We start from the raw sequence: 14,519 nt of genomic DNA, 5'->3' as shown, positions 1-14,519 counted from the left end.
TAATCAGGACAGCAGCGCTTTGGTCGTGCTGACGACGTTGGCGACGGTGAATCCGAACATTTCGAACAGCTGGCCAGCCGGGGCGGATTCGCCGAAACGGTTGATGCCGATCACGGCGCCATGCAGGCCGACATATTTGTGCCAGAAGTCCGGGTGGGCCGCTTCGATGGCGACGCGCGGTACGTGAGCGCCGAGGACGGACATGCGGTAAGCCTTGTCCTGGCGGTCGAAGACATTGGTGCAAGGCATCGAGACGACGCGGGTGGCAATACCTTCGGCGGCCAGTGCGGCCTGGGCATCGAGCGCCAGCTTGACTTCGGAGCCGGTGGCGATCAGCACGGCCTTGACGTCGGCCATGTCGGACAGCACGTAGCCGCCCTTGCGGATGTCGGCGTCGGCAATCTTCTGCGTCACGGTCGGCAGGTTCTGGCGTGACAGGGCGAGCAAACTCGGGCCGTCGGCACGGTCGACCGCAGCAGTCCAGGCGATGGCCGTTTCGGTCGCGTCGGCCGGGCGCCAGACGTCGAGGTTCGGAATGATGCGCATCGACGGGATGTGCTCGACCGGCTGGTGAGTCGGACCGTCTTCGCCGAGGCCGATGGAGTCATGGGTATAAACCATGATCTGGCGCTGCTTCATCAACGCGGCCATGCGGATGGCGTTGCGAGCGTAGTCCGAGAAGACCAGGAAGGTCGCGGTGTAGGGCACCAGACCGCCGTGCAGCGCGATGCCGTTGGCGATGGCGGTCATGGCGAATTCGCGCACGCCGTAGTAGCAGTAATTGCCGCCTTCGGTCCGGGTGACGCCCTTGCTGCCCTTGACGAAGGTCAGGTTGGAACCGGCCAGGTCGGCTGAGCCGCCGAAAATTTCCGGTACGGCCGGGACCAGCGCGGCGATGGCGTTCTGCGAGGCCTTGCGGGTGGCGATGTTCTCGGCCTTGTCGCGGCAGGTCGCAATGTAGGCGGCTTTGGTGGCTTCCCAGGAGGCTGGCAGTTCGCGCTTCATGACGCGACGTTCGAATTCGGCGGCTTCGGCCGGGAAGGCGGCCTGGTAAGCCTTGAAACGGTTGCCCCAGTTTTCTTCGAAAGCAGCGCCAGCCGGCTTGCGGTTCCAGGCGGCATAGACGTCAGCCGGGATTTCGAACGGCGCATGGTTCCAGCCGATGTATTCGCGGGCAGCGGCGATTTCGTCCTTGCCGAGCGGTGCACCGTGGCAATCGTGCGAACCTTGCTTGTTCGGCGAGCCCATGCCGATGGTCGTCTTGCAGCAGATCAGGCTGGGCTTGTCGGTGACGGCCTTGGCAGCGAGCAGGGCTTTTTCGATTTCATCGGCATTGTGGCCGTCGACCGCAGGAATCACGTGCCAGCCGTAGGACTCGAAACGTGCCGGGGTGTTGTCGGTGAACCAGCCTTCGACGTGGCCGTCGATCGAAATGCCGTTATCGTCCCAGAAGGCGATCAGCTTGCCGAGACCCAGCGTGCCGGCCAGGGAGCAGGCTTCGTGCGAAACGCCTTCCATCAGGCAGCCGTCGCCGAGGAAGGCGTAGGTGTGGTGATTGACGATTTCGTGACCGGGTTTGTTGAACTCGGCAGCCAGCACCTTTTCGGCCAGCGCGAAGCCGACGGCGTTGGTGATGCCCTGGCCGAGCGGGCCGGTGGTGGTTTCAACGCCAGCGGTGTAACCGTATTCCGGGTGGCCCGGGGTGCGGGCGTGCAACTGGCGGAAGTTCTTGAGGTCGTCGACCGACAGGTCGTAGCCGGTCAGGTGAAGCAATGCGTAGATCAGCATCGAACCGTGGCCGTTGGAAAGAACAAAGCGGTCGCGGTCAGGCCACTGCGGATTGGCCGGATTGTGGCGCATGTGACGACGCCACAGCACTTCGGCGATTTCTGCCATACCCATCGGGGCACCGGGGTGCCCGGAGTTGGCCTGTTGGACGGCATCCATGGCCAAGGCGCGGATTGCGCCGGTCAGGGGAGAAAACTTTGGGGCGTTAACGACGCTCATGATCCGGAAATCCAGCCTGCTGAAAAGGCTAAATTATCGGGGAAAACCCTTTTTTTGGGTAGGCGTTTTGTTCTCGGCAAGCCACGCAGGGTGTCCTGATGCCGTCGGCTCCTTATCCCGATATACTGCGTGCTCCGCGGGCTGATTTGCCCGAACATTGCATTTCAGAGAGTCTGCCCATGAAAAACTCATCCGGAAAATCCCCGTCCGTATCTTCGCTGCTGCTCGCGTCGCTGCTGGTCGCCGCGCTTTCGGCCTGCGGTTCGAATCAGAGCAAGCCGGAGTCCGATGCAGCTTCTGCAAAAGCAGCCGAGAAAGCCCCGGAACTGGCCGCCAAGCCGGTTGAAAGCAAGCCGGTCTGCAAGGCCGACAGCACCAAGAGCAAGGCCAAGAGCAAAACCAGCAAGACCAAGGCGAAGGTGGCTGATGCGCCGGCCGATTGCTTTCCGGCCGGGAGTGTCGCAGCGCCGGCGGCGGCGCCTGTCGAAGCGGCTCCGCCGCAATCGGCATCGGGTAATTACGATTTGTCCAAGAACAAGCCGGTGACCGACTCGACCAAGGCCGAAGCCGGTCAGGGCACGATGGTTAAAGGCTTGAACGACTGGCAGGGTGAAATCAGCGGCGTGCCGGCGGCCAACAGCCGTTTCACCAAACTGAAAATCGGCATGTCGCAGCAGCAGGCGACCGATATTGTCGGGCAGCCGACCGATCAGGGGGCCTATGTCACCGGCAAGGCGTTCATTCCGTTTTATTTCGGTAGCGATAAGACGCGCTGGGAAATGGTTTTCAAAGGCCAAGGCCGTTTGATTTTTTCAAATCAGGCGGGTTTCGGCAGCGGTCATTACCTGACCTGGATCATTCATAACGCCAATGAAGGCGGCTATCGCTAAGCACGGCGTTTTCCAGAAAGTAAAAAAGGGGGCCGGTTGGCCCTAATGCAGTTCAGTTAAGGCTCTTTTAGGTGACGAACGGCGTAACGAGCCGGTCTGGCTTTGACGACACGGGGGCATTTTCGCCCCCGTCGTTTTTCCACGATAGCCATCTGCAACTGCAAACGCAGGCGCGCCAGATGGGACGGCAGTTTCCCCGGACTCATTCCCGCCGCCCAGATCAGTTCGTGCTGGATGATGTGCAGTGCGCGCAGGAAGCTCAGATCGGTCGGAGCGACGCGCGCTTCAGTGGCCGCCTTGGCGATTTCAAGTCTGATCAGGTTGTAGGCAATTAAGGCCCCCCAGATTTCCTGATTGACCCCTTCGGGCAAACGCGAGCGCAAGGTCAGCGCTTCGCCCAGCATCGATTGCTTGAGCTCGCGGTAGCTGGTTTCAATTTCCCAGCGCCGGCGATAGCAGTCCGCCAGATCCTGCGCTTTGAAGCGGCGGCGATCGAACAATGAGGTCAGCAGTACCCGGCTTTGACCATTGGCCGACTCGACTCGAATGGCACGGGCCTCCCAGGCCTCGGGCAGATCAGGGGCCTTGACGCGCGCTTGAGGAGATATACGCAAACGAACCCGACAATCCTCGGGCGTTCCCGACAGGACTTCGTATTGCGTGTTGGACTTGGCGGGGATCAGGTAATGCCGCTCGGTGCCCGCAGCACTCAAGCCCAACAATATTTCCGCAGAAACAAAGCCCTTGTCGAAGACGGTCAGGGAATGGTCCTCGATCCGACCGATCAGCGCCTTGGCGTAAAGCATTTCGTTCTGGCCGTATTGGCCAAACTCGATGGCCGAGACCAGATGGGTGGGCAGTGCCGTCAGGCTGACGGCACGCACCTGAGGATAGGAGGCCACTTTGCCGCTGGCGTAGCGTTGGGCACCAAAGAATTCGCGGTTCTCGGGGCTGTCCGGCACCCGAAAGGTGGTGCCATCGACCGCCCATAGCGAAAGTCCCTTCCACTGATTCGCGACCTTCTCCTGTGCGCACCAGGCTTGGGCCGTTTGCTCGAACAACCATTGCAGCGGGGCTTGGCCAAGGCGAGCCCGCGCCTGCGTGATCGCACTCTTGCAGACCGCCTCGATTCGGGTGTCGGGCAAGGCCAGATCCAGGGTGCTGAGTACTTCTTCCATCGACTGGCGACGAAACAACGCCAGGGCGATCACCAGCCAGACCACTTGCTCCGCCGGCAAACGACGGCGGCGAACACTCGCCACCCCATGCGCGCTGAGCGCCTGCTCAATCCACTCATACGGCAAATGAGCCGCCAGACGATCGAATCCGATCGTCGGCATGACATCTGTCGTAATGGAGAGCTGGCTGGACAACATCGTTCGCCACGTTAACCATTCGGCGAACTGTCCACAAGCCCCAAAATGAAAAATGCCGCTCACCTAAGTGAACGGCATTAGGCCGGTTGGCCCCTTTTTTTATTGCCGGACGAAGTTAGTTGGCGTGATAGCCGGTGACGCGGTCGACCTCGTTTTTCGAGCCCAAAATGACCGGCACGCGCTGGTGCAACTGATTCGGCACGATGTCGAGAATACGCTGGCGACCGGTCGTGGCGGCGCCGCCGGCCTGCTCGACCAGCATGGCCATTGGATTGGCTTCGTACATCAGGCGCAGTTTGCCGCCCTTGTCCTGCATCTTGCTGTCCATCGGGTACATGAAGATGCCGCCGCGCGTCATGATGCGATGCACGTCGGCCACCATCGAAGCAACCCAACGCATGTTGTAGTCCTTGCCGAGCGGACCGGTCTTGCCGGCCTGCATTTCGGCGACATAACGCTGGACCGGTGCTTCCCAGAAACGCTGGTTCGACATGTTGATGGCGAATTCCTTGGTGTCGGCCGGAATCTGCACATTTTCCTGGGTCAGGATGAAACTGCCTTGTTCGCGGTCAAGCGTGAACACGGCCACGCCATCGCCCACGGTCAAGACGAGCAAAGTGGTCGGGCCATAGACGGCATAACCGGCGGCAACCTGCTCCGTACCGGCCTGCAGGAAGGCTTTTTCGGCCGCTTCGGGGGTGCTGAGGTCGGCGCCTTCCGGGCATTTCAGGACCGAGAAGATGGTGCCGATCGAAACATTGACGTCGATGTTTGATGAGCCGTCGAGCGGATCGAACATCAACAGGTATTCGCCCTGCGGATAACGGTTCGGCACCAAGTGCGGCAGATCCATTTCTTCGGAAGCCATGGCGGCAAGGTGGCCGCCCCATTCGTTGGCGTCGAGCAGGATATCGTTGGACAGGACATCAAGTTTTTTCTGGGCCTCGCCCTGAACGTTGTCGCTGCCGGCTTCGCCGAGTACGCCGCCGAGGCCGCCTTTGCCGATGGCAATCGAAATGGCCTGGCAGGCACGCGAAACGATTTCGATCAGGAATTTCAGATCGCCGGTGATGATGCCTTTGTTGCGTTGTTCCTCGGTGAGGTAGCGTGCCAGCGTGCGCTGTCCCATGTTGACTCCCTGCGTCAATGACGAAAGGCGGGATTTTACTCTTTGCCGGCCCGGGCGTGCAGAAAGGCGAAGGCTGCAGCGCTGTTGAGCGGCTTGCTGAAGAAGTAGCCCTGTACTTCGTCGCAGCCGTTGGCGCGCAGCAATTCGAGCTGGTCTTCGGTTTCGACGCCTTCGGCGATGACGTTCAGGCCGAGCGAGTGGGCCAGTGCGATGGTGCCGAAAGCAATGGCCCGGTCGTTCAGGTCGTGCTCGATGTCGCGCACGAAGGAACGGTCGATTTTCAGGTGGTCGATCGGGAACAGCTTGAGGTAAGCCAGTGACGAATAGCCGGTTCCGAAGTCGTCGATTGCCAGCGTGACGCCCATGCGCCCGAGGCGTTCGAGAATCTGGATGGCCTCTTCCGGGTTTTCCATCACCGAGCTTTCGGTGATTTCCAGTTCGAGCAGTTCGGCCGGGAGACCCGAGTCGACCAGTGCGCCGGCGACGGTTTCGCAGAAATCACGCCGGCGAAGTTGCCGGGCCGAGACGTTGACCGCGATACGCAGCGGTTTCAGGCCGGCGTCGATCCAGTGCTTCAAGGTACGGCAGGCGTTGATCAGCACCCATTCGCCGATCTCGACAATGATGCCGGTTTCTTCGGCGACCGGAATGAAGCGTATTGGCGAGATCATGCCATCGGTCGGGTGATGCCAGCGGACCAGCGCCTCGACGCCGGTCGGGTATGAGCCATCGGCTTTCATCTGCGGCTGGAAGCACAGGGAAAGCTCGTTGCGACTGATGGCGTGGCGCAGTTTGCGCTCGATGTCGAGGCGCTCGGCGCTCGCCTTGTTCATTTCGGCAGCGTAGAACTGGTAATTGTTTCTTCCGCTGGCTTTGGCGTGATACATCGCCGTGTCGGCATGTTTCAGGATGGTATCGCCATCCGGGCCGTCGTCCGGGAAGATGCTGATGCCAATTGACGGGCTGGTGTGCAGTTCATGGCCTTCTGCCTCGATCGAGGTCGAGAGGGCGCCAATGATCTTGGTCGAGACCAGGGCCGCATCGGCCGGTGAATTGATACCCGGCAGAATGACGACAAACTCGTCGCCACCCAATCGGGCGACGAAATCGGTTTCCCGAATGACCGACGAAAGGCGGCAGGCCACTTCGCGCAACAACTCGTCGCCGACCTGGTGGCCAAGCGTGTCGTTGATGATCTTGAAACGGTCGAGATCGAGAAACATGATCGCGATCTTCCATTGGTGCCGCCTGGCTTCCGGCAACAACTGGCCGAGGCGCATGAGCAGCGCCAGGCGGTTGGGCAGGCCGGTCAGGGCGTCATGCTGGGCGATGTGCCGCATGCGCTCTTCGGCCTGCTTGCGCTCGGTGATGTCGGCCAGAATCCAGATGTAGTGGGCCGGCAAGCCGCTGTGCGGGTCATCCACCCGGCTGACACGAATGCCGGCCGAAAAATCGACGCCGCTCTTTTGCGTGACTTCGAGCTCTCCGTTCCAGGCACCTCGTTGTGCAATCTTGTCCTGGAAACTCTCCGGGGTTTCATCCCGGTCAAGATTGATCACGCCAAAAACCGTGTGCCCGAGCAGTTCGAAGGGTTCGTAACCGGTCATCAGCGTGGTGGCCGGATTGATCGAGAGAATGCGGTGCGCTTCATCGGTAAAGATGATGCCGGCAGGGTTATGGGTGAATACTTTTTCGGCGAGCTGTTCGCGTTCAGCGCTGGCCCGGCGCTCCGAAATGTCGGTGTAGATGGTGACAAAGCTGCCGTCGCTCAGCGGAACGCCGCGAATGTCGAGCGTCTTGCCGTTCGGGCGGGTTCTTTCGAACTGATGGGGCTCCGATGTTTTTGCCCGGCTCAGCAGCGCCCGGACAATCGCTTCCGTATCGCCCGGACCGTATTCGCCGCGCTCAGCATTGAAGCGGAACAGCGACTCGAGCGTAATCTTTTCCTGTTGCAACAGGCTGGCCGGCAGTTCGAGCAGGCGGGCAAATTCGTTGTTGTACAGCGCCAGTGTCTGTTCCTTGTTGAACAGGCTGACGGCACTTGGAATGCTGTCGATCACGGTTTTCAGCAGGTCATGCTGCATGCGCAGCTTTTCCTCAGCTTGCTTGCGCTCCGTAATGTCGGTGTAGGTCGTGATGAACCCGGCCAACTGTTGGTCGATGAACAATGGTTCGCCCTGGACCAGATGGGTGCGCCCGCTGGGGCGGGTGCGTTCGAAGCGATGCGCTTCAAATTGCAGCGCCAGGGCGGTGATGCGCTGAACGTGTGCCTCGATGTCGCCCGGGCCGTATTCGCCGCGTGTCGCCGGAATGCGGATCAGGTCGGCAAACGGGACACCGTCGTACACCGATTCGGCCGGCAGGTTCAGGACGTCGAGAAACCCTTGATTCCAGACGCGCAGGCGCAAAGTTTCATCGAAAACACTGATCCCCTGCGGCATGTTCGACATGACCGCCTGGAGGTAGGCGTGCTTGCGCTTGGCTTCGGCAGCAATCGGCGAGAGAAGCGGGTTTGGGTCCACTAAGCGACTATGCAGTTAAATTCGATAAATCATAGCCCAAGCCTGTGGGGACAACCATGCGTTAACGCATATTTCTTGTCTTGCGGGGGCTTATCCGGCACGCCATTTGATGGAGCAGCCGATCGAGGCTGTTTGTTCGGTCGGCCCTTTTCCTTCGCGGGCGATCTGGCGCATTGCTTCAAACAGTTCACGGCGTGACTCCGGCGGTGCGGCATTTTTGCCTGAGGCATCGAGTCGACCGCGGTACTGCAGTTCAAGGCGCGCGTTATAGCCGAAAAAGTCCGGTGTGCAGACGGCGCCGTAGGCGCGGGCAACGCTCTGCTGGCTGTCGAACAGATACGGGAACGGGAAGGCAAGTTCGGTCGCCCAGGTATGCATCCGGCCCGGGGCGTCCTCCGGGTAGGTCTGGACATCGTTGCTCATGATCGCGACGCTGCCGATGCCATGCGTGGCCAGTTCCTTGCAGTCCCTGATCAGGCGTTCGATGATCGCTTTGACGTAGGGGCAGTGGTTGCAAATGAACATGACCAGCAGCCCGTTTTCTCCCCGGCAATCTGCCAGTGTGCGGTATTGGCCGGTGATGTCGGGCAGCGCAAAATCGATGGCCGGCAGACCGAAATCACATACCGGCGGGTTGAGTGCAGCCATGAAAGTCCCTTTGCAAGCCTGTTTCGCCGCATAATAGCACCGATGAATCTGCCCCGTTTTTACTGTCCGGAAGCGCTCTCTGCGGGGGCGCTGATCAATTTGCCCGAACCCGTGGCGCGCCATGCGGTGAGGGTTTTGCGCCTGCAGCCTGGCGCGTCGATTGTCTTGTTCGACGGGCAGGGCGGACAGTACGAGGCGCGGATCGAACAGGTGGAAAAAAACCGTGTCGCCGCCTCATTGGGCGCATGGCAGGACATCGAGTGCGAGTCTGCCTTGGCCGTGACGCTGATTCAGGCCGTGCAGTCCGGTGACAAGATGGATTTCACGATCCAGAAAGCCGTTGAACTGGGCGTGGCCGGGATCGTGCCGGTTGATAGCCGGCGTAGCGTGATCCGGCTGAGTGGCGAGCGTGCAGAAAAACGCGTGGCGCATTGGCAAGGGGTTGCCGAGTCAGCTTGCGAGCAATGCGGCCGTAATCGTGTTCCGCAGGTGGCTCCGCTGGATAAGCTGGAGCCGTGGCTGGCTCGTGCGCCGAACGAGGGTTTGCGTCTGATCTTGGCGCCGGATGCCGAGTTTGCGCTGGCCGATTTGCCGCCTGCCCGTCAGGTGCAAATGCTGATTGGGGCCGAAGGGGGGCTTGATCCGCAGGAAATCAAGGCGGCACAGCAGGCTGGCTTTCAGGCGGTCCGGTTGGGGCCGCGCGTATTGCGTACGGAAACGGCTGCATTGGCGGCATTGGCTGCGATGCAGGCTTTGTGGGGCGATTTCAGGGGGGATTGAAACATGTTCGAATCAGCTGAGTTGGGTCACAAGATCGACAAGGAAACTTTCAAGAAGGAGGTGCCGAAGTTGCGCGCCGCCTTGCTCGATGTGCAGTACGACATGCTCCAGAAGAAAGAATTTCCGGTCGTTATCCTGATTTCCGGGGTCGACGGCAGCGGTAAGGGCGAAACGATCAACCTGCTGTATTCGTGGATGGATCCGCGCCATATCAGTACGCTGGCTTTTTCTGCACCGAGCGACGAAGAGTCCTCGCGTCCGACCATGTGGCGCTACTGGCGTGCCTTGCCGCCCAAGGGCAAGGTCGGCATCTTTGCCGGTTCCTGGTATTCGCAGCCGATCACCGACCGGATCAATGGCGAGATGCGCCGTTCCGAGATGGATGAACGCCTCGACGATATCAACCGTTTCGAGGCCATGCTGGTCAATGAAGGGGCGCTGGTCCTCAAGTTCTGGTTCCATCTATCGAAAGACGGCCAGAAGCAGCGCCTCAAGGCCCTGGAAAAAGATCCTCGCACGGCCTGGCGCGTCACTCAGGAAAGCTATGACCGCCTGAAAACCTACAGCAAGCTGCAGGAGGTTGCCGGCCACGTGCTGCGCGTCAGCAACACGGCGCATGCGCCGTGGATCATCGTCGAAGGGACCGATGATGAATACCGTTCCCTGACGGTCGGCCATATCGTACTCGACGCCATCAAGCAGCGCTTGCAGCAAGAGGGACGGCGCATGGTTCCGGTGGCGCCGCCGATCGTGCACACCATTGACCAGAAAAATGTGCTCAGCGAACTCGACCTGACACAAAAGCTGGCCAAGAAGGATTACGAGCGCGACCTGGCCAAATATCAGGCGCGTCTTTCCGAGCTGGTTCGCGATCCGCGTTTTGTCGGCAAGCGTTCGCTGGTCCTCGTCTTTGAAGGATCCGACGCGGCGGGTAAGGGCGGCAGCATTCGCCGGGTTGGTGCGTCGATGGATGCCCGTCAGTACCAGATCATTCCGATTGCCGCGCCGACCGAGGAAGAGCGTGCCCAGCCCTATCTCTGGCGCTTCTGGCGCCACTTGCCGCGCACCGGCCGGGCGGCGATTTTCGACCGTTCCTGGTATGGCCGGGTGCTGGTCGAGCGGGTCGAGGGCTTCTGTGCCGAAGCTGACTGGCTGCGCGCCTATGCCGAGATCAACGATTTCGAGCACCAGATGGTCGATGCCGGCGCCGTGGTCATCAAGTTCTGGCTGCAGATCAGTGCCGACGAGCAGTTACGTCGCTTCAAGGAGCGCCAGGACACCGAGTTCAAGCGTTTCAAGATTACCGACGAAGACTGGCGCAACCGCGAGAAATGGGATGAATATGTCTCTGCCGTCTGCGATATGGTCGACCGCACCTCGACCGGTCAGGCGCCGTGGACGCTGGTCGAAGCCAATGACAAGAATTTTGCCCGGGTGAAAGTCCTGAAAACCATTTGCGAGCGTCTCGAAGCGGCGCTGAAAGACAACGGGAAGTAACAGTCAACGATGAGCGATACCCCTTACGACGAGAACTTCGTCTCCTGGTTTCGGGCGGTCACGCCTTACATCAATGCCTTTCGCGGCAAGACCTTCGTCATTGCCTTCGGTGGCAAGGCGGTGGAGAGCGAGTTTGCCAAAACGCTGGCTTACGACGTCAATCTGCTGGTCAGCCTGGGCATTCGACTGGTGCTGGTGCACGGTGCGCGACCGCAGATCGAGGAAGAGTTGCGAGAGAAGAATCTCGAATCGATCTACCACCGCGGTTATCGGGTTACCGATGCGCAGGCGCTGGATTGCGTGCTGGATGCGGTCGGCAGCGTTTATCTCGAAATCGAGGCGATGCTGTCGCAGGGCTTGCCGAATACCCCGATGGCCAATAGCCGGATTCGCGTCATCGGCGGTAACTTCATTACCGGCCAGCCGATCGGTGTGCTCGACGGCATCGACATGCAGTATGCCGGCAAGGTGCGCAAGGTCGATGCCGAAGGAATCAATGCCCAGCTTGGCTTGGGCAACATCGTGCTGCTCAACTGCGAAGGCCCGTCGCCGACGGGTGAAATCTTCAACCTGCAGATGGAAGAGGCGGCCGAGGCTGTCGCCGTGGCCATTCGCGCCGACAAGCTGGTCTATCTGACCGATAGCCTGGGGGTGACCGATCAGACCGGTGAAATGCTGGATGCGATGACAGCGGACGAGGTTGCCGAAATGCTCAAGGGGGGCGACTGGCTGTCGCCCGATATCCGCCGCTATCTGCCCTGTTCGGTGCGGGCGACACGCACTGGTGTCGGCCGGGTGCACCTGATCAGCTATGAACAGGATGGTGCCCTGTTGCGCGAATTGTTTACGCACGATGGTGTCGGCACGGTGATTACCCGCGAGTCGCTGGAAAATATCCGCGAAGCCAAGCCGGACGACATTGCAGCCCTGATCGCCCTGATCGAACCGATGGAAGAGGAAGGCATTCTTGTACATCGGCCGCGTGAGTTGCTGGAGCGCGAAATCGAACATTTCTCGATCATGCTGCACGACGGCATCATCGTGGGGTGTGCTGCGCTCTACCGCCATTCCGAGGAAGAGGCCGAGCTTGCCTGCCTGGCTGTCAATCCCGACCACCGAGAATGGGGCTACGGCGAACAGTTGATGACGCGCATCGAGAAACGCGCCAAGCGCCTCGGTGTCAAACGCCTGCTGGTTCTGACCACGCGAACCGAGCACTGGTTCGTCGAGCGCGGCTTCAAGCTGGGGACAGTCGACGACCTGCCTGCCAAGAAGCGCGACATGTACAACTATCAGCGGCGCTCCAAGGTGCTGTTCAAGACCTTATAATTCGCCCCATCAACACCCATGGAGTTTGTTTAAATGGCACGTACCGTCAATTGCATCAAGCTGGGCCGCGAAGCTGAAGGCCTCGATCTCCCGCCGTATCCCGGCGCTCTGGGTCAGCGCATTTTCGAGCATGTTTCGAAGGAAGCCTGGCAACAGTGGATCAAGCTGCAGACGATGATCATCAACGAAAACCGTCTCAATCTGGTTGAGGCCCGTCACCGTAAATACCTGGCCGAGCAGGTCGAAAAGCATTTCTTCGGCGAAGGTGCCGATCAGATTCAGGGCTTTGTCCCACCGGCCGCCTGATTCCAGACGCCCGACCAATAAAAACCCGCCATTCGGCGGGTTCAGACTGCTGACGAACCCCCGGTTTTTCGGGGGGTTTGTTTTTCTGTTTGGGAATTCGGGCGTTTTTCGGATTCAGGCCGAAACAAGGCGGAGTCTGGAGTTTTCGTGGTGGAGCGCCATCGGCAGGTAATAGCGGGCGAATGGGGCGGCAAAACGGGTTCGTGCGAGGATTTTGGCCAATAAGGCTGCCGCCTTGCGGGCCAGCAACAGGGCCATCTTCTTCATGTTCTGACAGGCCGCCGAGAGCAGGCACTGCGCTTGCACCTTGGCCAAGCCGCGGAAGCGGGCGTAACGGTGGCCATGCAACTCCTTGGCATCGGCAAAGCTGCGCTCCACCATTTCCTTGCGCCGGGCGTACAGCCGTTTGCCCAGGTCGCTCAGGCGATTGGCGTTGATCGCTTCCTTGAAACCTTCCCAGAGATGCCGGGTCACGAGCTTCTGATGGTTCCGGCTCTGCGTGCATTGCGCTCTGTGGGCACAGTCAGCGCACTGCGCCGGGTTCGAGGCGTATTCGCGATAACCCAGCCGGTTGGTCGTCCGGTACGGTAGAACCTCCCCGGCCGGGCAGCGGTAGCAGTCCTGGACCGCATCGTAGAGATAGTCCCGTTTGTAGAAATAGCCATCGCGGTGTGTGGGTCGCTTGTAGCCCATCACCCCGAACAGTGCCCGCTCGAGAATGCCCTTGCAGACTTGCGGGGTGAAATACCCGGCATCCAGCCCGACGGCGCCCACGGCCAGATCAAAGCGCTCCATGACCCGATCCAGGCGGGCAAGGTAGGGCTGGCTGTCATGGACATTGCCCGGCGTGACATGGGTATCGACGATCAAAGCATGCACGCCATCGACAGTCCGGTGATCCAGATAAAAGAAGCCGGTCGGCTTGTTGTCGCGGGCCATGAAACCTGCGTCGGGATCGACCGTGCTGACCTTGACCTCCTTCATCGGCGGTGTCGAATCATCGTCATCACGCTTGAGCGACTTCTTGCCCGCGGCGGCTCGGTCCGTTTCGATGGCTGCATCCAGTTCGGCCAGGTAGGCCGCAGGGGTTTGCTCAACCTGATGCACTTCAAAGTGCCGCTTGTTCGCGTTCGCCTTCAGGTGGGTACTGTCGGTGTACAGCACCCGCCCGCCAATCAGCTTGTGCTCAATGGCTTGCTCGACAATCCCGTCAAAGATGCGTTGCTCAATGTCCGTCCCGACAAAGCGGCGACGGCGATTCTGCGACAGCGTCGAGGCATCCGGCACTTTGTCCGTCAGTCGAAAGCCGAGAAACCAGCGGTAAGCCACATTGACCTCTATTTCCTTCACCAGCCGTCGCTCGGAGCGAATCCCGAACAAGTAGCCAATGAACAACATCTTGAACAACACCACCGGATCAATCGCTGGTCGGCCATTGTTCTCGCAATACAGGTGCTGGGTCGCTTCACGAATGAAATCAAACCGGATGTGCTGGTCGAGCAGCCGGAGCAAGTGGTCTTTCGGGACCAATTGCTCCAACGTCACCATCTCCAGTTCCGTTTGGGCGGGGTAGACAGGCTTGAGCATGCCTGCATTATAAAAAATAAAGCCCCCAATCGCTTGGAGGCTTTGTCAGCAGTCTGAACCCGCCATTCGGCGGGTTTTTGTTTTCAGGCAACCTTGCCTAGCGCAAAGATGAGCAGCGCGCTGCCGGGGATGGCGGCAATTGCCAGTTTCAGGCCGGTACGGCGGATGCCCAGACCAACTTCCTCAATGAATTGGTCCATGTCGCCAAACAGTTCGGGAAAGGCGGCAATATCGCTACGGGTATTTCTTTCCATGTTGATCTCCGAAGTCCTGGGGCGTGATGGACACCACTATCGCCGGGCAATGTTGCAGAAAAATGAATCCTGGCGGTGTTGGACGTAGTTCGGAGAGCTTGGGGCTGGGCGCCGCGATAAAGGCAGCTTGCCGGCTGGTTGCTGCGGTCAACCGGCAAAAATCCATGGTTATGGCCCATGGTGGGGCCATGCAG

12 protein-coding genes are annotated in these 14,519 nt (G+C 60.0%); 5 read left to right on the top strand and 7 right to left on the bottom strand.

Annotation, left to right across the window (positions count from 1 at the left end; genetic code table 11):
• Nucleotides 1–3 precede the first annotated feature (3 nt).
• A complete protein-coding gene (tkt, locus tag KI614_RS13645; protein WP_226406207.1) occupies nt 4–2,007 on the bottom strand; it encodes a transketolase in 2,004 nt (667 codons plus the stop codon).
• Between the two features lie 179 nt (nt 2,008–2,186).
• Here tkt and KI614_RS13640 point away from each other — a divergent pair, with 179 nt between their 5' ends.
• Nucleotides 2,187–2,897 carry a hypothetical protein gene (locus KI614_RS13640; RefSeq protein ID WP_226406206.1) on the top strand — a complete coding sequence of 237 codons (711 nt, stop codon included), beginning with the start codon at nt 2,187–2,189 and terminating at the stop codon, nt 2,895–2,897.
• 56 nt (nt 2,898–2,953) lie between these two features.
• On the opposite strand, the gene KI614_RS13635 is transcribed toward KI614_RS13640, so the two are convergent.
• The 4 genes from KI614_RS13635 to KI614_RS13620 form a co-directional block, all read right to left on the bottom strand.
• Nucleotides 2,954–4,273, bottom strand: a complete 1,320-nt coding sequence (locus KI614_RS13635; RefSeq protein ID WP_226405684.1) for an IS4 family transposase — start codon at nt 4,271–4,273, stop codon at nt 2,954–2,956.
• A gap of 115 nt (nt 4,274–4,388) precedes the next feature.
• Nucleotides 4,389–5,402, bottom strand: coding sequence for a class 1 fructose-bisphosphatase (locus tag KI614_RS13630; RefSeq protein WP_203467611.1), 1,014 nt, complete (start codon nt 5,400–5,402; stop codon nt 4,389–4,391).
• Between the two features lie 35 nt (nt 5,403–5,437).
• On the bottom strand, nt 5,438–7,924 hold the full coding sequence (locus KI614_RS13625; protein ID WP_226406205.1) for an EAL domain-containing protein: 2,487 nt from the start codon (nt 7,922–7,924) through the stop codon (nt 5,438–5,440).
• A 90-nt stretch (nt 7,925–8,014) separates the two neighbouring features.
• Nucleotides 8,015–8,572 (bottom strand): thioredoxin family protein, encoded by a 558-nt coding sequence (locus KI614_RS13620; protein ID WP_226406204.1) that lies wholly within the window; start codon nt 8,570–8,572, stop codon nt 8,015–8,017.
• A 42-nt stretch (nt 8,573–8,614) separates the two neighbouring features.
• Here KI614_RS13620 and KI614_RS13615 point away from each other — a divergent pair, with 42 nt between their 5' ends.
• From KI614_RS13615 to KI614_RS13600, 4 genes are read left to right on the top strand one after another with little or no spacing between them, the layout of a single operon-like run.
• The gene (locus KI614_RS13615; protein WP_226406203.1) at nt 8,615–9,352 is read left to right on the top strand and encodes a 16S rRNA (uracil(1498)-N(3))-methyltransferase; all 738 of its coding nucleotides are present in this window, start codon (nt 8,615–8,617) and stop codon (nt 9,350–9,352) included.
• A 3-nt stretch (nt 9,353–9,355) separates the two neighbouring features.
• Nucleotides 9,356–10,849, top strand: a complete 1,494-nt coding sequence (gene pap, locus KI614_RS13610; RefSeq protein ID WP_226406202.1) for a polyphosphate:AMP phosphotransferase — start codon at nt 9,356–9,358, stop codon at nt 10,847–10,849.
• A 9-nt stretch (nt 10,850–10,858) separates the two neighbouring features.
• Nucleotides 10,859–12,178, top strand: a complete 1,320-nt coding sequence (gene argA, locus KI614_RS13605) for an amino-acid N-acetyltransferase (RefSeq protein ID WP_203467607.1) — start codon at nt 10,859–10,861, stop codon at nt 12,176–12,178.
• A 33-nt stretch (nt 12,179–12,211) separates the two neighbouring features.
• The gene (locus KI614_RS13600) at nt 12,212–12,484 is read left to right on the top strand and encodes an oxidative damage protection protein (protein WP_203467572.1); all 273 of its coding nucleotides are present in this window, start codon (nt 12,212–12,214) and stop codon (nt 12,482–12,484) included.
• Between the two features lie 114 nt (nt 12,485–12,598).
• On the opposite strand, the gene KI614_RS13595 is transcribed toward KI614_RS13600, so the two are convergent.
• Together KI614_RS13595 and KI614_RS13590 are read right to left on the bottom strand one after the other, a co-directional pair.
• The gene (locus KI614_RS13595; protein ID WP_226406201.1) at nt 12,599–14,071 is read right to left on the bottom strand and encodes an IS1182 family transposase; all 1,473 of its coding nucleotides are present in this window, start codon (nt 14,069–14,071) and stop codon (nt 12,599–12,601) included.
• Between the two features lie 83 nt (nt 14,072–14,154).
• On the bottom strand, nt 14,155–14,325 hold the full coding sequence (locus KI614_RS13590; RefSeq protein WP_203467571.1) for a hypothetical protein: 171 nt from the start codon (nt 14,323–14,325) through the stop codon (nt 14,155–14,157).
• Between the last annotated feature and the right edge of the window lie 194 nt (nt 14,326–14,519).

This window comes from Dechloromonas denitrificans (genome assembly GCF_020510665.1).
GTDB lineage: Bacteria > Pseudomonadota > Gammaproteobacteria > Burkholderiales > Rhodocyclaceae > Azonexus > Azonexus denitrificans_B.
This window is presented reverse-complemented; position numbering and strand designations above follow the sequence as displayed.

Coding starts and splice junctions, on each gene's coding strand:
- pap (WP_226406202.1), top strand. CDS start 9,356: ATGTTCGAATCAGCTGAGTTGGGTCACAAGATCGACAAGGAAACTTTC.
- KI614_RS13630 (WP_203467611.1), bottom strand. CDS start 5,402: ATGGGACAGCGCACGCTGGCACGCTACCTCACCGAGGAACAACGCAAC.
- KI614_RS13640 (WP_226406206.1), top strand. CDS start 2,187: ATGAAAAACTCATCCGGAAAATCCCCGTCCGTATCTTCGCTGCTGCTC.
- KI614_RS13615 (WP_226406203.1), top strand. CDS start 8,615: ATGAATCTGCCCCGTTTTTACTGTCCGGAAGCGCTCTCTGCGGGGGCG.
- tkt (WP_226406207.1), bottom strand. CDS start 2,007: ATGAGCGTCGTTAACGCCCCAAAGTTTTCTCCCCTGACCGGCGCAATC.
- KI614_RS13595 (WP_226406201.1), bottom strand. CDS start 14,071: ATGCTCAAGCCTGTCTACCCCGCCCAAACGGAACTGGAGATGGTGACG.
- argA (WP_203467607.1), top strand. CDS start 10,859: ATGAGCGATACCCCTTACGACGAGAACTTCGTCTCCTGGTTTCGGGCG.
- KI614_RS13590 (WP_203467571.1), bottom strand. CDS start 14,325: ATGGAAAGAAATACCCGTAGCGATATTGCCGCCTTTCCCGAACTGTTT.
- KI614_RS13620 (WP_226406204.1), bottom strand. CDS start 8,572: ATGGCTGCACTCAACCCGCCGGTATGTGATTTCGGTCTGCCGGCCATC.
- KI614_RS13635 (WP_226405684.1), bottom strand. CDS start 4,273: ATGTTGTCCAGCCAGCTCTCCATTACGACAGATGTCATGCCGACGATC.
- KI614_RS13600 (WP_203467572.1), top strand. CDS start 12,212: ATGGCACGTACCGTCAATTGCATCAAGCTGGGCCGCGAAGCTGAAGGC.